Genomic DNA, 18,667 nt, shown 5'->3' on the forward strand with positions numbered 1-18,667 from the left:
AATGGGATTCCCGTTTTCAGACGACCTTTTTTAAGCTTAGGCTTACCGTTTGCCGATATTGTGAAATATCTTGCCCATATCGTTTAAGAAACGGGGTTCGCGCTGGATCAGGTAAACAATCAAGGGGATATTGCCGATGGCGACGATCAGGTAAAGCAGGGAAATGCTGTCGAACAGCATCAAGAGTACTGCGCTTAAAATGGCAGCCGATACCATGAACACGCCATTGATAATGTTGTTGGCGGCGACGGCGTGGGCGCGGAAGGATTCGCTGCTGGCGGTTTGCAGCCAAGTGTAGAGTGGGACGGAGAAGAAGCCGCCGAAGAAGCCGATCAGCGTCATGACGAGCATGACGGGATACGCCATGCCTTGCGACAGGAACCAGGTGATGCCGTTGAGTTCGGTAAAGCGTTGTCCTTGGGTCAGCCATACCAAAATCAAGCCGAATACGGTCAAACCCGTCGTGCCGACGGTTACCAAGCCCAAGAGCAGGCGTTCGTGGCTGAGTTTTGCGCACAACACCGAGCCGGCGGCGATGCCGATGGAGAATAGGGCGAGCATGAGGTTGAAAACGCTATCGTTGCCGCCCAAATGGATTTGCGTGAAAGTCGGCAGTTGGGTGGTGTAAACCGAGCCGATAAACCAAAACCATGAAATGCCGATGATGGATGTGAAGACGGAATCATATTGGGCGGTTTCGCGCAGGAGCGCGTGCGTACCTTTGACGATGTTCCATTCGATTTTGGTGTTGGGGGCTTTGGCGGGGACGTTAGGCATGAAGAAGCTGGTCAACGTGCCGCCGATGGCGACGAGCAATACTAAGATGCCGACGACGGAGGGCGGCAAGCCTGCGACGGACGTGCCTAAAATCTGACCGAACAAAATAGCAATGAATGTTCCCGATTCGATCAGGCTGTTGCCCATAATCAGCTCTTTGTCGTTGAGATAATCGGGCAGGATGGCGTATTTCAGCGGGCCGAACAACGTCGATTGCGCGCCCATGCAAAACAGGCAGATCAAGAGTAGCGGGGCGGACTGGATATAGAAGCCGAACGCCGCCACCGCCATGATGATGATTTCCAATACTTTGATCCATCGTGCCAAGACGGCTTTGTCGAATTTGGTGCTCAGTTGTCCCGACAGCGCGGAAAACAGGAAATAGGGCAGGATAAACAGCAGCGCGCCCAAGTTCAGCATTTGGCTGGCGGGCAGGAAGTTGTTTTTGCCCAAACCGTAGAAGCTGATCATCACAAACAGCGCGGTTTTGAACATATTGTCGTTGAACGCGCCCAGAAATTGCGTGCCGAATAGTGGGGCAAAACGGCGGCTGGTCGGGAAATTCAGATTGTCTTTTTTGAGGCTCATTTTTCGGATTCTTGTTCTTCTTTTTCTATTTCGTTTTCAAGCAGCTTGTCGGTGGAATCGTCGTCCATCAGAATGCGGTGTGCCGGTCCTTCGAGATCGTCAAACTGCCCGTTTTTGCCCGACCACCAGAAAAAATAGCCGATGGCAAACGCCAAAATAATGCTGATGGGCACTAAGATAAACATACTTTCCATCACATCGCTCCGGTCAAATCGGTTAAGACAAAAGTCTGTCCCGATACGGTCAGATATTCGTTGCGCAGCGAGCCGACGGGGGTATCGTCAAAAAACAGCTCGATACGGTCTTTCACGACGCGCCAATATTGCGGAATCTCGGTTTGCCCGAAAGGCGCCAAAACCTCCGCCGCCGCGCCTTCTTCACTTTGCAGCTTGACGGCGAAACGCCCGCTCTGCGGCTGCGTTTCGGATTCATCATCCGGCAGCATGATGAAAAAGCCCACATGGGCGCCTTGTTGCGTATGGATACTGAAATAGTGCATATCAAAGAATCTTAAAAGGCTGCCGCTGTTTTCAGACGACATAGTGAATACAAAAACTTTCTAAATGTAACAGTTTGACACGCCCCTGCAAAGGGCTTTACGCCCCCGCGTTCGACAGGTCGTCTGAAAACAAACCGTTTCCCTTTAAACATCAATATCTTCCTTTATCGCTTTCCGCCTGCTCCAAGTCAAACATTAAGCCAAGCAGCCGAACCCGTTTTTTGCTAGAATAGCGCGGTTTACATTCATCAACCGATTTCAGACGACCCCGCCGAATCAGCGGCGGCAGAAACCACACGGAAAGCAACATTCATAAAGTTGCCTCATTCCGAATGTAGCGGTCATTTTTCTTTCATAGATTTTACGCCACCAACCGATACGGCCTGCCGCGCAAATGCCCGGCTAGAACCACAAGCGCATCCACTATGCCTGCGGGAGATGTTTGGCGGTATATCCACGACAAAGAACAGATTGCCGATACTGCCAACACAGGTCGTCTGAAACCTTCAGGAGCCACAACAAATGACCCAAAAACTTATCTTAGTTTTGAACTGCGGCAGCTCATCCCTCAAAGGTGCCGTACTGGATAACGAAAGCGGCGAAGTCCTGCTCAGCTGCCTTGCCGAAAAACTCAACCTGCCCGACGCTTACATCACGTTCAAAGTAAACGGCGAAAAACACAAAGTCGACCTGTCTGCCAAGCCCGACCACACCGGCGCAGTTGAAGCGCTGATGGAAGAACTCAAAGCCCACGGCCTCGACAGCCGCATCGGTGCTATCGGGCACCGCGTCGTCAGCGGCGGCGAACTGTACAGCGAATCCATCCTTGTTGACGACGAAGTCATCGCCGGCATCGAAAAATGTATCCCTCTCGCTCCGCTGCACAACCCTGCGCACCTCTTGGGTCTGCGTGCCGCACAAAGCATTTTCAAAGGCCTGCCCAACGTTGTCGTTTTCGACACCGCCTTCCACCAAACCATGCCGGAACATGCCTACACCTACGCTATTCCGCATGAACTGTATGAAAAATACGGCTTGCGTCGTTACGGCGCGCACGGTACCAGCTACCGCTACGTTTCTGATGAAACCGCCCGTTTCCTCGGCAAAGACAAAAAAGACCTGCGCATGGTAATTGCCCACTTGGGTAACGGCGCATCTATTACCGCCGTCGCCAACGGCGAATCACGCGATACCAGCATGGGTCTGACCCCGCTGGAAGGTTTGGTCATGGGTACCCGCAGCGGCGATATCGACCCTTCAGTTTTCAGCTTCTTGGCTGAAAATGCCAACATGACCATTGCCCAAATCACCGACATGCTGAACAAAAAATCAGGTCTGCTCGGTATTTCAGGTTTGTCCAATGACTGCCGTACCATCGAAGAAGAAGCCGCCAACGGCCACGCAGGTGCCAAACTGGCTCTGGAAATCTTCATCTATCGCCTCGCCAAATACATCGGCAGCATGGCTGTCGCAGCCGGCGGTCTTGACGCACTCGTCTTCACCGGCGGTATCGGCGAAAACTCCGACATCATCCGCGAGCGCGTACTGGGCTACTTGGGCTTCCTCGGTCTGAAAGCCGACCACGAAGCCAACCTGAAAGCCCGCTTCGGTACCGCAGGCGTGATCACGACTGCCGACAGCGCAGCCGTCGCCGTTGTTATCCCGACCAACGAAGAATTGATGATTGCACACGACACCGCCCGTCTGAGCGGCCTGTAATACAGCGAGTCATCCGATAAAAAAAACCTGCCGAAAACGGCAGGTTTTTTGTTGGCACGGCAAAAAGCATGATTTGTCTGCATGACCCGCTTCGGGATTTTCTCTCCGCCGTCAAACGAAAGGAGAGGGCGTAGGTTTTTCTGTTTTGTATCCACTATATTCATCCCGATTTCCTCCCTCTCGGCAAGAACCGCGATAAGTTGCTTTTCAGCAAAAAGGTCGTCTGAAAATTTTCAGACGACCTTTTGCATCGCTATTGCTTCACAGGCTTCAAAGTCGGCAAAACCGTATCCCAAATGGCAAGGACTTCGGCTTCGCTGCGCTTTGTCCCGTCTTTTTTCTCAGCGCCAAACTGCATCATGATGCGCGGGTCGCCGCCGTCGCGTTCCCAAAAGAACATATATTTGTTGCCGCCCCATTTCACCAATTTTTCCTCGCCCGACATGCCGTTGATGGTGCGTTTGCCTTGGCGGATGGTGCGTGTTAAGGCTTTAACCATTGCGCCTTTCCCCAGATTTACTTTACGTTCCATCAGCGTTGGTCCGCCTGTCTCCAAAACGTCGCCGTGTATGATTTCCAGACTCATATCGTGTTGTTTGGCAAATTCGACGGTGCTATGGACTTCAAACGGTTTTTTGCCGTCATCGGCAATAAAACCGCCTATCAGGCAGATGCCGTGTTTATTTGGTACTTCAAACTCCTGTCTTGTCTTCAAACCGCTGATGAAATCTTGACGGAATTTTTTCTCAATGCTGTTTATTGCTTCTTTTTCTTGGGCTTTCCAGTTGGCAGGTGCTTTACCGTTTTCAGCAGGGATATAGAAATAGCTGCGTACGATATAGGCGTCATTATTATCCAGTTTGAAATATAAATAGGCTTCGTAGGGCATGCCTTTTTCTTTAATTGTAATACTGCGTTCCCAGGCAAAATCGCTGCGTACTACCTGCATCATTGCCTGTCCCGGAATTAGAGTACGGGTATCGACGACAATATCGGTACCAAATTCCCCAGTAGTTTTAAATTCATTAATATTCCTGACATTTCTATTCCAGTCATTAAACATAACCATCACGCTCCAGCCATTGTAATCAAGGTGCGTACTGCCGTGACGGCGTTTGGACGGCAGGCGCAATTGATAGCGGCCGCTGCAATAGAGCTGTTCGGTCCAGTAGGCAGTATCGATAGCGGATTTGGTGACGGTCGGTGAAGTTTCTGCCGATGGGGAAACGGTGGGCGTGCAGGCTGCGACGGCAAGGATTAGGGATAATGTAGTCAGACGGATGGACATGGATAAGCTCCGTGTTTGAAAAAGGTCGTCTGAAAGTATAGTTTGATTCAGACGACCTTTGTCATAAAACGGGCTTGGCGGTATTTATCCGACATAGGCGGGCGTTTCGTACAGCAGAATGAGCATAATGTCGGTAGGGGAAACGGCTGTTTGGCTTTATAATCTGATTCATTCTTTTCAGGCAGACCATTATGGAACACGATTCAAACGAAACCATGCGACTTTCCAAGCGTATGGCGCAATTAGGCTTATGCTCGCGCCGCGAGGCGGACAGCTACATCGAGCAAGGCTGGGTCAAGGTCAACGGGCAAACCGCCGTACTCGGTCAGAAAGTAACCGAACGCGACCGCATCGACCTCAACCGGCAAGCGCATGAAAAACAGGCAGAGCGCGTTACCATCCTGCTCAACAAGCCCGTCGGCTACGTCAGCGCGCAGGCGGAAAAAGGCTACAAATCCGCCGCCGAGCTGATTACTGCGGACAACCGTTGGGAAGGCGACGACAGCCGCATTCCGTTCAACGAAAAACACAAATTCGGCTTGGCGCCCGCCGGCAGGCTGGACATCGATTCCGTCGGATTGCTGGTGTTGACGCAGGACGGGCGCATCGCTAAGCAGCTTATCGGCGAAAACAGCGGCAGTGAAAAAGAATATTTGGTACGCGTGCGCGGCAAATTGGACGAAAAAGGACTTGCCCTGCTTAACCACGGGCTAAGTTTGGATGGCGAGAAACTGCGCCCCGCCAAAGTAGAATGGCAAAACGAAGACCAGTTGCGTTTCGTGTTGAAACAAGGCAAAAAGCGGCAAATCCGCCGCATGTGCGAACTCGTCGGTTTGCGCGTCGTCGGGTTGAAGCGGATTCGGATGGGTAAAGTCAAGCTGGGCAAACTGCCGCCCGGCAAATGGCGTTACCTGCGGGCGGATGAATCGTTTTGATTGAATTTGAACTTGGGAATGACGGCAAGAGGTCGTCTGAAAACGTCACTGTATCTGTTTTATAAAGACAAGAATATGAATTTAGAAACCAAAATTCCGCCGCCGGCGGTATGTTTTATCTGCGCATTGCTGATGTATGCCTCTGCGCAAGTATCCGCGCTGGCAGGCATACTGCCACGCTTTCCTATATGGCTGTCGGCTGTTTTGATCGTGTTTGGGACGGCGTTGGGCGTATTGGGTGTGTGGGCTTTTCGCCGTGTGCGCACGACTGTCAGCCCGTTCAATCCCGAAGAAACCGAACATTTCGTTTCAGACGGCGTGTACCGTTTCAGCCGCAACCCGATGTATGCAGGCATGGGTTTCTGGCTGGCGGCATGGGCGGGACACTTGGCGCATCCGCTGCCGTGGCTGTTTTTGGCGGTATTTGCCGCCTATATGACGCGTTTCCAAATCATGCCTGAAGAACGCGTTTTGGCTCAGAAATTCGGTGCCGAGTATGAAGCGTACTGCCGACGCGTCCGCCGTTGGTTATAAAAGCGGCAACGTCAAATCAGATATCGCCCCTGCGCCTTTGCGGCATGAAATGATTCGGCTGCGCAGGTTGCCTTTGAGAGCGTGAATCCATGATGGTTCAAATCAAACAAAAGGTCGTCTGAAACCCCAAAACAAGGTTTCAGACGACCTTCTTATTCAACTGCCTGCATCAAATCAATGATGACCGCACCCGCATTCTTTTTTCATGTCGATAACCATGCGGCCGGTGATTTTGCCTTCGCGCATTTCTTGGAAAATCGCCGGAGCTTCGTCCAAAGCACGCAGTTGGACTTTCGGTACCACCAAGCCTTCTGCGCCGAATTGGAAGGCTTCTTCCAAGTCTTTGCGCGTACCGACCAGCGAGCCGACCACTTCGATGCCGTCCAAGACCAGACGCGGGATGGACAAGTCCATAGATTCAGGCGGTAGACCAATGGCAACGACGCGGCCGCCTGCACGGACGCAGTCTACGGCGGAGTTGAACGCGGCGGCGGATACGGCGGTGACAACGGCTGCGTGTGCGCCGCCGGTTTTTTCCTGAATCACTTTGGCTGCGTCTTCTTTGGCGGCGTTGATGACTAAATCTGCACCGCTTTCTTTAGCGAATGCCAGTTTTTCATCGTTGATGTCGATGGCGACGACGTGTGCGCCGAATACTTTTTTCGCGTATTGGACACCCAAGTTACCCAAACCGCCCGCACCGTAAATGGCAATCCATTGTCCCGGACGCACGCCGGAAACTTTCACGCCTTTGTAAGTGGTTACGCCGGCGCAGGTAATGCTGGAAGCTTGCGCAGGGTCGAGGCCGTCGGGTACTTTGACGGCGTAGTCTGCATCGACGATACAGTGGGTCGCCATGCCGCCGTCGGCGGTGTAGCCTGCGTTCAATACGGAACGACACAAGGTTTCGCGGCCGGTATTACAGTATTCGCACGAACCGCAGCTTTGGAACAACCATGCGATGCTGACGCGGTCGCCGACTTTCAGTGCATTCGCGCCCGGAGCAACTTCTTTGACGATACCGATGCCTTCGTGTCCCAACACGCGTCCCGGTTTTTCGCCGTAGTCGCCTGCCGCAACGTGCAGGTCGGTATGGCACACGCCGCAACATTCGACTTCAACCAACGCCTCGCCGTATTCCAACGGGCGTACTTCGCGTTCTACAACTTCTACATCACCTGCTACATTTTGATTCACAACAACTGCTTGCATCTTCATGGTGTTCTCCTTGGCATTCGTAAGAAATCCGTAAATGGTGGGACAGGCGGAATCGGAATAACGCCCTTCCTCTGAATGAGAATACTCCCCTTCATTTCGCTGTGTCAACACCCTATCTTTTTGAAAAATAAGAAATAAAATGTTATACCATAACAATCTGTTTGCGCAGAAATATATCTGCCAAGCCGCTGAAAAATTCTTACACATATCATGTAAAAAAGGTCGTCTGAAAACTTTAAATACATTAACAAACCCGCTTCATTTCCATGCGGGGTCAAGCCTTATCGGATTAGATTTCCTATTTTAGAAAATTACATATTTGGAATTTTGAGAACGATATCATTTTTAGTGCTTGAACTGAAAGAGAAAAAATACTATTCTATTTTCAGACGACGTTGGAGATACGTCCGAAACCTCAAGAAGACAACCAAGGAGACAGCATCATGGCAAAAGATTTAAATGTGTTTGATAAAGAGTACGGCCTCTTGATTAACGGCGTGTGGACCAAACCCGGCGCGCTTTTGGATTCATACAATCCTGCCAACGGAGAATTGTTAGCCAAATTTACCGACGCATCCGATGCCGATGTCGATGCTGCGGTTGCCGCCGCGCAAGAAGCGTTCAAAACATGGCGCAAAACCACCACCACCGAACGCGCTGCCATCCTCAACAAAATCGCCGATGTGATTGACGAAAACTTGGAATTGTTCGCCTTGCAGGAAACGCTGGACAACGGCAAACCCATCCGCGAAACCCGCGCCGCCGATATACCTTTGGCTTCCGACCATTTCCGCTACTTTGCCAGCGTAATCCGCGGCGAAGAAGGCACTGCCACCCAGCTTGACTCCGAAGACCTGTCTATCGTCCTGCGCGAACCTATCGGCGTAGTCGGTCAAATTATCCCGTGGAACTTCCCTTTCCTGATGGCGGCTTGGAAAATCGCCCCCGCACTTGCCGCAGGCTGTACCATCGTTATCCACCCGTCTTCCAGCACTTCGCTGAGCCTGTTGTCGCTCGCTCAAAAAATTAACCACCTGCTGCCTAAAGGCGTGCTGAACATCATCACCGGACGCGGTTCTAAATCCGGCGAATACATGCTGCACCACAAAGGCTTCAACAAACTCGCCTTCACCGGCTCGACCGAAATCGGCCGCCGCATCGGCATCGCTGCCGCCGAAATGCTCATTCCCTCCACCTTGGAGCTGGGCGGCAAATCCGCCAACATCTTCTTTGACGACATGCCGTTTGACAAAGCCCTCGAAGGCGCGCAAAAAGGCATTTTGTTCAACCAAGGTCAAGTGTGCTGTGCCGGCTCGCGCATCTTCGTTCAGGAAGGCATTTACGACAAATTCGTCAACGCCTTGGCTGAAGAATTCAAAAAAATCAAAGTCGGCCTGCCTTGGGAAGACGACACCCAAATGGGTTCGCAAGTCAATGCCGGCCAGCTTGAAACCATTTTGAAATACGTCAAAATCGGCGAGCAGGAAGGCTGCCGCATCATCACCGGCGGTAAGAAAATCGAAGGCGAGTTGGGCAAAGGCGAATTTGTCGAGCCGACCTTGATCGAAGCCGGCAGCAACAGCGCCCGCGTCGCCCAAGAAGAAATCTTCGGCCCGGTTGCTACCGTGATTAAATTCAAAACCGAAGAAGAAGTCATCAAAATGGCGAACGACAGTGAATACGGCCTGGGCGGCGCAGTGTGGAGTACCGATATCAACCGCTGCCTGCGCGTTTCCAACGCGCTGGAAACCGGTCGCGTTTGGGTGAACTGCTACAACCGCCTGCCCGCAGGCGCACCGTTCGGCGGCTACAAAACTTCAGGCATCGGTCGCGAAACCCACAAAATGATGCTCGCCGCCTACACGCAGGTAAAAAACATCTACATCTCCACTCGCGAAGAGCGCGAAGGCTTCTATTGATTGAATGTTGAACATCGTTTATTGATGTAGAAAAAAGGTCGTCTGAAACCCAGATTTGGGTTTCAGACGACCTTTTATATTGAGTGGTGTTCTTATGAATGCTTGTCGTTGCAGGCAAATATAGTGAATTAAATTTAAATCAGGACAAGGCGACGAAGCCGAAGACAGTACAAATAGTACGGCAAGGCGAGGCAACGCCGGTACTGGTTTAAATTTAATCCACTATAAACCGTCAGGTTTGCCTTGGGGAAAGATTAAACGTTTTTCAGGAAGGGCATGCAGTCAAAGGGTAGGGAGGATTTCTCTATACGGTGTTTCGCCGTCATGATCAGCGGATAAGGTTCCAAGCCATTTTGAAGGTAATCAGCAGCAACATGATACCGAAAGAGATTTTGAGTTGGCGGGCGGGGAGTTTGTGCGCGGTTTTGACGCCGAGCGGGGCAAAAATCATGGTCGCGATACTTAGGATGGCGACTGCGGGCAGATAGAGGAAGCCGCCGGAGCCATGGGGGAGGTTGGGGATGTTCCAGCCGGTAATGAGATAACCGATTGTGCCTGCAAGCGCAATCGGCCAGGCGAGACCGGAGGATGTACCGATGGCGCGGTGGGCGGGGAAGTTGCAATACATCAGGAAGGGGACGGACAGTGAACCGCCGCCGATGCCGACCCAGCTCGAAGCTGCGCCGAACAATGTGCCTACCGCACTCAGACCGGGTAGGGCAGGTAGGTGGCGCGAAGCTTTGGGTTTGGAGTCGGTCAGGGTTTTGAGGGCGATAAGGGTCAGGAATACGATAAAGAAGATTTGCAGGGCGCGGGTAGGTATGTATTTGGCGGTAACCGCGCCGATCAGTACGCCAAATATCATGGAGGGGGTCATGCGGCGGACGGTCTGCCAGTCGATGGCGCTTTTTTTATGCTGGGCGTACATGCTGGAGAATGTGGTGAACACCATCACGGCGAAGGATGTGCCGATGGCGAGATGTTGGGCGTAGGGATGACTGCTGATGCCTTGCAGTTGCAGCGTCCACAAGACGACGGGGACAATCAATGTGCCGCCGCCTACGCCGAACAATCCTGCAATAAAGCCCGCCGCGCTTCCGACGGCGAGCAGGGAAAGGATAATATCCCAAGTCCACATTTTTCAGACGACCTTTTTGATTCTGCGGCGTTTTTTCAGCCAACGCCGCGCTGCCATGATGTAGCCTGAGAGACTGTATCCCAAGAAGAAGAGGAATAAGACGAGAGCGGGCTTCCATGTGACTAAGAGAAGGATCAGCACGGCAAGTACCATGCCCATAAAGGGAACTTGGCGGCGGATGTTGATTTCTTTAAAGCTCCAAAACGGGATTTGGACAATCATGGAAATGCCGGCGAAAAGCGTGATGCCCAATGCCCACCACTGCACGCCGGGGAAACGTTCGACGCTGTGGTTGACCCAAATTAAGCCGACAATCAACGCGGCGGCAGTCGGACTGGGAACGCCGATGAACCAGCGTTTATCGACTTTGCCGATGAGGGTGTTGAATAGGGCGAGGCGCAGTGCGGCGCAGGCGCAGTAGATGAAGGCAACGGAATAACCGATTTTGCCGAACTGCGAAAGTTGCCAATTGTAAATAATCAGTGCAGGCGCAACGCCGAAACTGACCATATCGGCAAGGCTGTCGAGTTGTTCGCCGAATGCGCTTTGGCTGTTGGTCAGCCTTGCTACGCGCCCATCCATGCCGTCGAGCAACATGGAGAGAAATACCGCAATCGCCGCTATTTCAAAATGCTTGTGCATGGATTGGGTAATGGCGAAGAAAGCACAAAACAGGGCGGCGATGGTGAAGGAGTTGGGTAGTAGGTAGATGCTGTTGCGGCGCAACGAATTGCGTTGCGGATTTTGAGGAATTTGCGTATTGTCCATAAGCGTTTGATGATGCTGTACGAAGCAGATTTAGGGATTATACCGTATCGTGACCGCCTGACAATTTAATCACGATGGTATTTTTTTATGTCAGTCCGGTTCTGTAACTTGTGTGATGAAAAAGGTCGTCTGAAAGCTTTGGGGTTTCAGACGACCTTTTGTTTAAGCTGTCATCAGCTTAGTTTGCCGTGGCATTGTTTGTATTTCAGACCGCTGCCGCAAGGGCAGGGGTCGTTGCGGTGAACGATACGGCCTTGTGCGGTAAGCGCTTCGGGGCTGAAGTCCGTTCCGTCGGGGTCGAACGCTTCGGTAACCAAATCGGTTTGGGATTGTCCGAGCAGTTCTTCCATATCGGGCGCTTCGGAGTGGATGGTTTGGATGCCGACGGGAGTAGGTTCGGCAATTTCTTCTACATCGGTGTTGCGCTCGATTTGGACGGAGGCTAAGAGGGAAGCGGTTTGATGCTTGATACCGCGCCACAGGTTTTCAAACATGGCGAAGGCTTCGCGTTTGTATTCCTGTTTCGGATTTTTCTGGGCATAGCTGCGCAGGTGGATGCCTTGGCGCAGGTAGTCCATGGCGGCAAGGTGTTCGCGCCATTGCAGGTCGATGACTTGAAGCATGACGTTGCGTTCGAAATCCGCCATTGGTTTTTTACCGACCAGCTCGACTTTTGCCGCGTATTCTTCTTCCACGCGTTTAATCAGGCGCTCTTTGATGTCTTGGTTGTCCAAGGTGGTGTCTGCCTTGAGCCATGCTTGGATGTCTTCGTGCAGGCGGAACTCGGCGGCAAGCTGGCTTTCGAGCCCAGGGATGTCCCATTGCTCTTCCATGCTGTCGGGCGGTATGTACAAATCGACCAAATCGCTGATGACTTCTTCGCGGATACCTTTAGTCAGGTCGCTGACGTCTTTGCTGTTGAGGATTTCGTTGCGTTGGTGGTAGATGACTTTACGTTGGTCGTTGGCAACGTCGTCGTATTCCAATACTTGTTTGCGCATGTCGAAGTTGCGGCCTTCGACTTTGCGTTGCGCGCCTTCGATTTGACGGGTCAACATGCCGTGTTCGATGGCGATACCGCGTTCGGGTGCGAGGCGGTTGAGGATGGCAGCGGCACGGTCGAGCGCGAAGAGGCGCAGCAGCGGGTCTTCAAACGAGAGGTAGAAGCGGCTGGAGCCGGGGTCGCCCTGACGGCCTGCGCGTCCGCGCAATTGGTTGTCGATACGGCGGCTTTCGTGGCGTTCGGTACCGATGATGTGCAGGCCGCCTGCCGCGACCACTTGGTCATGTTCTGCCTGCCAGCCGTTTTCAAGGGCGGCGATTTGTGCAGCTTTTTCTTCGTCGCTCAGGTTTTCGTTGGACTGGATGGCTTCGATTTGGTGCTTGAGGTTGCCGCCGAGGACGATGTCGGTACCGCGGCCCGCCATGTTGGTGGCGACGGTAATGGCGCCGACTTTACCGGCTTGGGCGACAATCAGGGCTTCGCGTTCGTGTTCTTTGGCGTTGAGGACGTTGTGCGGCAGTCCGGCTTTTTGCAGAAGACGGGAAACCAGCTCGGAGTTTTCGATGCTGGTGGTACCGACGAGGACGGGCTGCCCGCGTTTGTGGCATTCTTCGATGTCTTTGACGACGGCTTCGAATTTTTCTTCGGCAGAACGGAAAATCTGGTCGTTGAAGTCTTTACGTTGTACGGGGCGGTTGGTCGGGATGATGACGGTTTCGAGGTTGTAGATGCTTTGGAACTCGAAAGCCTCGGTATCGGCGGTACCGGTCATGCCGGAGAGTTTGGTGTACAGGCGGAAGTAGTTTTGGAAGGTGATGGAGGCGAGGGTTTGGTTTTCGCGTTTGATTTCCACGCCTTCTTTGGCTTCGACGGCTTGGTGCAGACCTTCGGACCAGCGGCGGCCGGACATCAGACGGCCTGTAAATTCGTCCACGATGACGATTTCGCCGTCTTGGATGACGTAGTGTTGGTCTTTATGGAATAACGTATGCGCGCGCAATGCTGCCATGAGGTGGTGCATCAGGGCGATGTTGGCGGCGGAGTAGAGGGAGTCGTTTTCTTGCAGCAAACCCATTTGAATCAGGATTTGCTCGGCGTGTTCGTGACCCGCTTCGCTCAAGATGACTTGGTGTGCTTTTTCATCGACCCAGTAATCGCCTTCGCCTTCTTCGGTTTCTTGGCGGATGAGGTGCGCGGGAAGGCTGTTCATGATTTGGTACAGCTGGATGTTGTCATCCGCCTGCCCGGAGATAATCAGCGGGGTGCGCGCTTCGTCGATCAGAATGGAGTCCACTTCGTCCACTACGGCAAAATTCAATTCGCGCTGAACTTTGTCGTATTGGTCGGTCACCATGTTGTCGCGCAGGTAGTCGAAGCCGAATTCGTTGTTGGTACCGTAGGTAATGTCGGAGCCGTAGGCGTTTTGACGGTCAAACGGCTGCATATCGGCGACGATGACGCCGACGGTTAAGCCGAGGAAGTTGTAGAGCGGTTCCATAATGCCTGCGTCGCGGGCGGCGAGGTAGTCGTTGACGGTAACGACGTGCACGCCTTTGCCGGACAGGGCGTTGAGATAGACGGCAAGGGTGGCGACCAAGGTTTTACCTTCGCCGGTACGCATTTCGGCGATTTTGCCGTCGTGCAGCACCATACCGCCGATAAGCTGGACGTCGAAGTGGCGCATACCGAGTACGCGGCGGGACGCTTCGCGGCAGACGGCGAAGGCTTCGACCAAGATGTCGTCCAAAGTCTGACCGTTGGCAAGACGTTGTTTGAATTCGGCTGTTTTAGCCTGTAAATCCGCATCGCTCAAGGCTTTCATTTGTTCTTCGAGTGCGTTGATTTTGGCAACGGATTTACGGTATTGTTTGAGCAGCCGGTCATTGCGGCTGCCGAAGATTTTCTTAGCAATGTTTGTCAGCATGAAATAGTTCCTGCGCCTGATATAAAATAATGGCGAAACGGGGATTTTAACACAAGCCTCGCGGCAAGGCAGTCATGCCGTTTGAAATAAAGGCAGTTTTACCGGATTTCAATCTTGATAATACAACCGTACACTTTGAAAAGGTCGTCTGAAACATATGAATTTGGAACAATTGGGCAAGCGGGATGCGCGGTTGGCCGGTTTGTTGCAGCAGTCGCAACAATGGCGCAGGCTGGATGCGGCAGTCAAACGCATCCTGCCGGCAAACCTGCACCCGCACTTTCAAACCGCCTGCATCGAAGAGGGCAGGCTGGTGTTGCTGGCGGCAAACGGTATGGCGGCTTCGCGCCTGAAAATGATATTGCCCGCGCTTGTGCCGCAGCTTCAGGAGTTGAACGCGGGGATTCGGGATGTGGTGGTCAAAGTCGTGCCGAAGCCGCCGGCGCAACCCAAAGTCAACAGCCTGCATTTGAGCGGGGCGGCATTGGAGAGTTTTGATGCGGCGGCGGCAAAATTGGAAGACAAGCATCCTGAATTGGCTGCCGCGCTGGCGGAGCTGGTGCGCAAACACAGCCGTTGAGTTTGAAATGGTTGTGTTGTTTGTTAATTAAAGTTAAAGAATATTTCGTCTGACCGATAAAATCTAATACTAAAGAAATACGACATTAATAGTAGCTATTCTCATTTGTGTAAACTGAGGTAAAATAGCCGTTGAATTTTGGATTTGTTCGATTTGTTGTAGCAGAATATAGCTTCATTTTCATCCTTCTTTCGCTTGCGGATATGAAATCTGAAATTAGGTTCATTAATATATATTCGCAAGTTTTATTTTGTAGAACTTAACATATTCTCACCTATCATTAGGAGATACACATGAAAGCTTATTTGGCTCTGATTTCCGCTGCCGTTATCGGCTTGTCCGCTTGTTCACAAGAAGCTTCAAAACCTGCCGAAGCCCCTGCTCCGACTGCATCTGCTGCTTCCGAAGCCGCACCTGCACCTGCAGAAAGCGCACCTCCTGCCGATGCTCCTGCTTCCGGCGCGGCTTCCGCCAACTCTGCCGCAGCACCTGCCGCCGGCAACTGCGCGACTACTGTCGAAGCCAACGACGCTATGCAGTTCAACACTAAAGAAATCCAAGTCAGCAAAGCTTGTAAAGAATTCACCGTTACCCTGAAACACACCGGTACCCAACCTAAAGAAAGCATGGGTCACAACATCGTCATCGGTAAAGCCGAAGACATGGACGGTATTTTCAAAGACGGTGCCGGCGCTGCTGCAACCGACTATGTGAAAGCTGACGATGCACGCGTTGTTGCCCACACCAAACTGGTCGGCGGCGGCGAAGAAGCTTCCCTGACTCTGGATCCTGCCAAACTGGCGGGCGGCGAATACAAATTTGCCTGCACCTTCCCGGGACACGGTGCTTTGATGAACGGCAAAGTGACTTTGGTCGACTAATCCGTCCAAGCTTCAAAATACAGACAGCCTGCTTTATGCAGGCTGTTTTGTTATAAAATGGCCGTCTGAAAAGTACACCATTGAGAACACAACCATGAATCCGTTTGAAACCAAAAGCGTTACCTTTGCCGAACCGATAGAAATGCTGTATGCCTGCCACGGCAAAGTGCGCCGTTTCTGCGGCCAGGTCGCCATGTTGTCGGACTATATTGCCGAAAACGGCTGCAATCAGATTGTTTTGCAAACCATCCGCCAAATCGCCCAGTATTTCAACGTTGCCGCCCCGCTGCACCATGAAGACGAAGAAGAAAACTTCTTCCCGCTCCTGCTGCAATACGCGCCGCAAGCCCAAGAAAGCGTGGACGAGCTTTTGCGCCAACATGTGAGCCTGCATGGCAACTGGGATGCCGTGGCTGCCGAATTTGCCAAACTCGAAGCAGACAACGCCTATATCCCCGATGCGGAAGCGTTCAAACGCTTTGTGGCAGGTTACGATGTGCATCTGGCGATTGAAGAACCCTTGTTCGACATGGGCAAAACGTTTATCCCCAAAGAGAAACTGACCGAAATCGGCGAAATCATGGCAGCGCGCCGGCGCAAATAAGGTCGTTTACAGATTACCGTTTCTTCAAACAAAGGTCGTCTGAAAACTTGAAAACAGAGTTTCAGACGACCTCAATATCCCCCGTAACACAACCACGTCGTCTGAAAAGGAAGCAAACCATGCTGACGCCAAAAAGCTGCGATTTGTTCAATATCCCGTTTTTCCAGTTTGCCCAGCTCAAAAAATACCAGCCCGAGAGCATTCCGCAAATCAAAGCCGACTACAAGGAAAACTGGCAGATATGGCAGCAGCTGATACAGCAGGTCGCCGCAGATTTGGGCGAACCTTTCGCCCCGCCGCATATCGAACGCTGGTGTAACGGCTGGCAGGTTCGCGCCCATTTCTTCGCCTACTTCAAATACGCCCAATACAAAAATTCCGCCGCGATTTTATCGATTTTATTGAACCGCCGCCGCCTGAGCGTCAGCTTGGATTGGCACTGTTACAAAGCCGACGTGTCGCCGATTGCGCTGCCGGAATACAACCGCTGGCTGGATGATTTCGATACCGAAAAATACGCCGAATTCGATATGTGGCACGGCGCGGAAAGCGAATATGACGACTACCGCACCGTCGCACAACAAAGCGAATCCGACCGAAGGTTGCAAAACGACGAAGACTTTTTCTGCATCGGCAAACACATCGAACGCGACGATTTGGGCAAACAGGATGTAGCAAAATGGATAGTCGAAACAGTGGAAGATTTGCTGCCGCTTTATGAAGCCTGTCATGGCAAATGATTCAGAAAACTGACGGGTACGAATGCCCGCCTTATACACCAACCCAACCCGGAGGTCGTCTGAAAATCAAATTGAAAACATTTCAGACGACCTGATTTCAAAAGTGAACAAAATGACCGAAACCCAATCCCTAGAACTCGCCAAAGCGTTGATTTCCCGCCCGTCCGTTACCCCTGACGATCGAGATTGCCAAAAACTGCTTGCCGAACGCCTGCACAAAATCGGTTTTGCGGCTGAAGAATTCCATTTCGGCGACACCAAAAACATCTGGTTGCGACGCGGTACGCAGGTTCCCGTCGTCTGTTTTGCAGGACATACCGACGTCGTGCCGACAGGTCCTGTTGAAAAATGGGATTCGCCCCCGTTCGAGCCAACCGAGCGCGACGGAAGATTATACGGGCGCGGCGCGGCGGACATGAAAACCAGCATCGCCTGCTTCGTTACCGCCTGCGAACGCTTTGTTGCCGAGCATCCCGACCACCAAGGCAGCATTGCGCTCCTGATTACTTCCGACGAAGAGGGCGACGCGCTGGACGGTACGACCAAAGTCGTCGATGTGTTGAAAGCGCGCGACGAGCTTATCGACTACTGCATCGTCGGCGAGCCGACCGCCGTGGACAAATTGGGCGATATGATTAAAAACGGCCGGCGCGGCTCGCTGTCGGGCAACCTGACCGTCAAAGGCAAGCAAGGACATATTGCCTATCCGCATTTGGCAATCAATCCCGTGCATACTTTTGCCCCGGCATTGTTAGAGCTGACGCAGGAAGTTTGGGACGAAGGCAACGAATACTTCCCGCCGACCAGCTTTCAAATTTCCAATATCAACGGCGGCACAGGCGCGACCAATGTCATACCGGGCGAGCTGAACGTCAAATTCAATTTCCGCTTCTCCACCGAGTCCACCGAAGCAGGGCTGAAACAACGCGTTCACGCCATTTTGGACAAACACGGCGTGCAATACGATTTGCAGTGGTCGTGTTCGGGGCAGCCCTTCCTGACCCACGCGGGCAAACTGACCGACGTGGCACGCGCCGCCATCTCCGAAACCTGCGGCGTAGAGACCGAATTGTCCACCACCGGCGGCACTTCGGACGGACGCTTCATTAAAGCCATTGCGAAAGAACTCATCGAATTAGGCCCGTCCAATGCCACCATCCACCAAATCAACGAAAACGTGCGGCTGGACGATATTCCGAAGCTGTCGGCGGTGTATGAGGGGATATTGGCGCGGTTGTTGGCTGAAAAGGCCGTCTGAAAAGAAAGATGGGCTGTCGGATATGGATGTCCGACAATTTGATTAGGCCTAACGTGAGTTTGAGATAACACATTGATTTTTATGTAGAGAGATTTATTTGAACGGCAATCCATTCCCTCTCCCAGGGGAGGGAGCCAAGTTGCAGGTACGCCGACGGAATTTGGCTTCGCATCAACTGCCTTATTTTGAACGCATGTCAAACTTAAATTTGCAAGGCCGTCTGAAAAGCAGATTGCTTGTCGGATATGGATGTCCGACAATTTGATTAGGCCTAACGTGAGTTCGAGATAACGC

The 18,667-nt window shown here is 52.3% G+C and carries 18 protein-coding genes and 1 pseudogene; 10 read left to right on the forward strand and 9 right to left on the reverse strand.

Translation table 11 applies throughout. The features are described from left to right. Window positions 1-42 precede the first annotated feature (42 nt). The 4 genes from H3L95_RS13105 to H3L95_RS13120 form a co-directional block, all read right to left on the reverse strand. A complete protein-coding gene (locus tag H3L95_RS13105; protein WP_003760767.1) occupies window positions 43-1,365 on the reverse strand; it encodes an MFS transporter in 1,323 nt (440 codons plus the stop codon). Beyond that, complete coding sequence (ccoS, locus tag H3L95_RS13110) at window positions 1,362-1,559, reverse strand: cbb3-type cytochrome oxidase assembly protein CcoS (protein WP_003744897.1); 198 nt, start codon at window positions 1,557-1,559, stop codon at window positions 1,362-1,364. Before ccoS ends, H3L95_RS13105 begins: the two co-directional genes overlap by 4 nt. Further along, window positions 1,559-1,864: an HLGFF motif protein gene (locus H3L95_RS13115; RefSeq protein ID WP_040668943.1), complete on the reverse strand. Its 306-nt coding sequence runs from the start codon at window positions 1,862-1,864 to the stop codon at window positions 1,559-1,561. Before H3L95_RS13115 ends, ccoS begins: the two co-directional genes overlap by 1 nt. 361 nt (window positions 1,865-2,225) lie before the next feature. After that, the gene (locus H3L95_RS13120) at window positions 2,226-2,381 is read right to left on the reverse strand and encodes a hypothetical protein (protein WP_164907889.1); all 156 of its coding nucleotides are present in this window, start codon (window positions 2,379-2,381) and stop codon (window positions 2,226-2,228) included. A gap of 5 nt (window positions 2,382-2,386) precedes the next feature. Here H3L95_RS13120 and H3L95_RS13125 point away from each other — a divergent pair, with 5 nt between their 5' ends. Next, window positions 2,387-3,583, forward strand: coding sequence for an acetate kinase (locus tag H3L95_RS13125; protein WP_040668946.1), 1,197 nt, complete (start codon window positions 2,387-2,389; stop codon window positions 3,581-3,583). A 253-nt stretch (window positions 3,584-3,836) separates the two neighbouring features. Here the strand turns inward: H3L95_RS13125 and H3L95_RS13130 are convergent, their stop codons facing one another. Further along, complete coding sequence (locus H3L95_RS13130; protein WP_040668948.1) at window positions 3,837-4,871, reverse strand: T6SS immunity protein Tli4 family protein; 1,035 nt, start codon at window positions 4,869-4,871, stop codon at window positions 3,837-3,839. 191 nt (window positions 4,872-5,062) lie between these two features. Between H3L95_RS13130 and H3L95_RS13135 the strand changes: the two genes are divergently transcribed. Beyond that, window positions 5,063-5,806 carry a pseudouridine synthase gene (locus H3L95_RS13135; RefSeq protein ID WP_003760782.1) on the forward strand — a complete coding sequence of 248 codons (744 nt, stop codon included), beginning with the start codon at window positions 5,063-5,065 and terminating at the stop codon, window positions 5,804-5,806. A 75-nt stretch (window positions 5,807-5,881) separates the two neighbouring features. Then, entirely contained in the window at window positions 5,882-6,340 is a 459-nt protein-coding gene (locus H3L95_RS13140; protein ID WP_040668950.1) for a methyltransferase family protein, read from the forward strand. Window positions 6,341-6,514: 174 nt separating this feature from the next. Here H3L95_RS13140 and adhP read toward each other — a convergent pair whose 3' ends face one another. After that, window positions 6,515-7,558, reverse strand: coding sequence for an alcohol dehydrogenase AdhP (gene adhP / locus H3L95_RS13145; protein WP_080980554.1), 1,044 nt, complete (start codon window positions 7,556-7,558; stop codon window positions 6,515-6,517). Window positions 7,559-8,001: 443 nt separating this feature from the next. On the opposite strand from adhP, the gene H3L95_RS13150 reads away from it, so the two are divergent. Both H3L95_RS13150 and H3L95_RS13155 read left to right on the forward strand, forming a co-directional pair. Next, window positions 8,002-9,477: an aldehyde dehydrogenase family protein gene (locus tag H3L95_RS13150; RefSeq protein ID WP_009312407.1), complete on the forward strand. Its 1,476-nt coding sequence runs from the start codon at window positions 8,002-8,004 to the stop codon at window positions 9,475-9,477. A gap of 116 nt (window positions 9,478-9,593) precedes the next feature. Beyond that, window positions 9,594-9,702 (forward strand): annotated as a pseudogene (locus H3L95_RS13155) (IS5/IS1182 family transposase); the annotation flags it as partial. A 103-nt stretch (window positions 9,703-9,805) separates the two neighbouring features. On the opposite strand, the gene H3L95_RS13160 reads toward H3L95_RS13155, so the two are convergent. From H3L95_RS13160 to secA, 3 genes are all read right to left on the reverse strand, one after another. Continuing rightward, window positions 9,806-10,615 (reverse strand): sulfite exporter TauE/SafE family protein, encoded by an 810-nt coding sequence (locus H3L95_RS13160; RefSeq protein ID WP_003760792.1) that lies wholly within the window; start codon window positions 10,613-10,615, stop codon window positions 9,806-9,808. A 3-nt stretch (window positions 10,616-10,618) separates the two neighbouring features. Beyond that, window positions 10,619-11,383 carry a CDP-diacylglycerol--serine O-phosphatidyltransferase gene (pssA, locus tag H3L95_RS13165; RefSeq protein WP_003760793.1) on the reverse strand — a complete coding sequence of 255 codons (765 nt, stop codon included), beginning with the start codon at window positions 11,381-11,383 and terminating at the stop codon, window positions 10,619-10,621. 173 nt (window positions 11,384-11,556) lie between these two features. Continuing rightward, the gene (gene secA / locus H3L95_RS13170; RefSeq protein WP_003760794.1) at window positions 11,557-14,310 is read right to left on the reverse strand and encodes a preprotein translocase subunit SecA; all 2,754 of its coding nucleotides are present in this window, start codon (window positions 14,308-14,310) and stop codon (window positions 11,557-11,559) included. A 157-nt stretch (window positions 14,311-14,467) separates the two neighbouring features. On the opposite strand from secA, the gene H3L95_RS13175 reads away from it, so the two are divergent. The 5 genes from H3L95_RS13175 (at window position 14,468) to dapE (ending at window position 18,373) form a co-directional block, all read left to right on the forward strand. Then, window positions 14,468-14,890, forward strand: a complete 423-nt coding sequence (locus H3L95_RS13175; protein ID WP_003760796.1) for a DciA family protein — start codon at window positions 14,468-14,470, stop codon at window positions 14,888-14,890. Window positions 14,891-15,183: 293 nt separating this feature from the next. Beyond that, window positions 15,184-15,771: an azurin gene (gene azu, locus H3L95_RS13180; protein WP_003760801.1), complete on the forward strand. Its 588-nt coding sequence runs from the start codon at window positions 15,184-15,186 to the stop codon at window positions 15,769-15,771. A gap of 94 nt (window positions 15,772-15,865) precedes the next feature. After that, on the forward strand, window positions 15,866-16,375 hold the full coding sequence (locus H3L95_RS13185; RefSeq protein WP_003760803.1) for a hemerythrin domain-containing protein: 510 nt from the start codon (window positions 15,866-15,868) through the stop codon (window positions 16,373-16,375). A gap of 119 nt (window positions 16,376-16,494) precedes the next feature. Continuing rightward, the gene (locus H3L95_RS13190) at window positions 16,495-17,115 is read left to right on the forward strand and encodes an HI_0552 family protein (RefSeq protein ID WP_003760804.1); all 621 of its coding nucleotides are present in this window, start codon (window positions 16,495-16,497) and stop codon (window positions 17,113-17,115) included. 112 nt (window positions 17,116-17,227) lie between these two features. After that, window positions 17,228-18,373 (forward strand): succinyl-diaminopimelate desuccinylase, encoded by a 1,146-nt coding sequence (dapE, locus tag H3L95_RS13195; protein ID WP_040668964.1) that lies wholly within the window; start codon window positions 17,228-17,230, stop codon window positions 18,371-18,373. The last annotated feature ends 294 nt before the right edge of the window (window positions 18,374-18,667 follow it).

The sequence above is a fragment of the Neisseria sicca genome (genome assembly GCF_014054945.1).
Lineage (GTDB): Bacteria > Pseudomonadota > Gammaproteobacteria > Burkholderiales > Neisseriaceae > Neisseria > Neisseria sicca.

Bases quoted from the DNA above. Each gene is read 5' to 3' on its own strand.
- H3L95_RS13135 (WP_003760782.1), top strand. From the start codon at position 5,063: ATGGAACACGATTCAAACGAAACCATGCGACTTTCCAAGCGTATGGCG.
- H3L95_RS13130 (WP_040668948.1), bottom strand. From the start codon at position 4,871: ATGTCCATCCGTCTGACTACATTATCCCTAATCCTTGCCGTCGCAGCC.
- dapE (WP_040668964.1), top strand. From the start codon at position 17,228: ATGACCGAAACCCAATCCCTAGAACTCGCCAAAGCGTTGATTTCCCGC.
- H3L95_RS13115 (WP_040668943.1), bottom strand. From the start codon at position 1,864: ATGCACTATTTCAGTATCCATACGCAACAAGGCGCCCATGTGGGCTTT.
- H3L95_RS13140 (WP_040668950.1), top strand. From the start codon at position 5,882: ATGAATTTAGAAACCAAAATTCCGCCGCCGGCGGTATGTTTTATCTGC.
- azu (WP_003760801.1), top strand. From the start codon at position 15,184: ATGAAAGCTTATTTGGCTCTGATTTCCGCTGCCGTTATCGGCTTGTCC.
- H3L95_RS13150 (WP_009312407.1), top strand. From the start codon at position 8,002: ATGGCAAAAGATTTAAATGTGTTTGATAAAGAGTACGGCCTCTTGATT.
- ccoS (WP_003744897.1), bottom strand. From the start codon at position 1,559: ATGGAAAGTATGTTTATCTTAGTGCCCATCAGCATTATTTTGGCGTTT.
- adhP (WP_080980554.1), bottom strand. From the start codon at position 7,558: ATGAAGATGCAAGCAGTTGTTGTGAATCAAAATGTAGCAGGTGATGTA.
- H3L95_RS13105 (WP_003760767.1), bottom strand. From the start codon at position 1,365: ATGAGCCTCAAAAAAGACAATCTGAATTTCCCGACCAGCCGCCGTTTT.
- H3L95_RS13185 (WP_003760803.1), top strand. From the start codon at position 15,866: ATGAATCCGTTTGAAACCAAAAGCGTTACCTTTGCCGAACCGATAGAA.
- H3L95_RS13175 (WP_003760796.1), top strand. From the start codon at position 14,468: ATGAATTTGGAACAATTGGGCAAGCGGGATGCGCGGTTGGCCGGTTTG.
- pssA (WP_003760793.1), bottom strand. From the start codon at position 11,383: ATGGACAATACGCAAATTCCTCAAAATCCGCAACGCAATTCGTTGCGC.
- H3L95_RS13160 (WP_003760792.1), bottom strand. From the start codon at position 10,615: ATGTGGACTTGGGATATTATCCTTTCCCTGCTCGCCGTCGGAAGCGCG.
- secA (WP_003760794.1), bottom strand. From the start codon at position 14,310: ATGCTGACAAACATTGCTAAGAAAATCTTCGGCAGCCGCAATGACCGG.
- H3L95_RS13125 (WP_040668946.1), top strand. From the start codon at position 2,387: ATGACCCAAAAACTTATCTTAGTTTTGAACTGCGGCAGCTCATCCCTC.
- H3L95_RS13190 (WP_003760804.1), top strand. From the start codon at position 16,495: ATGCTGACGCCAAAAAGCTGCGATTTGTTCAATATCCCGTTTTTCCAG.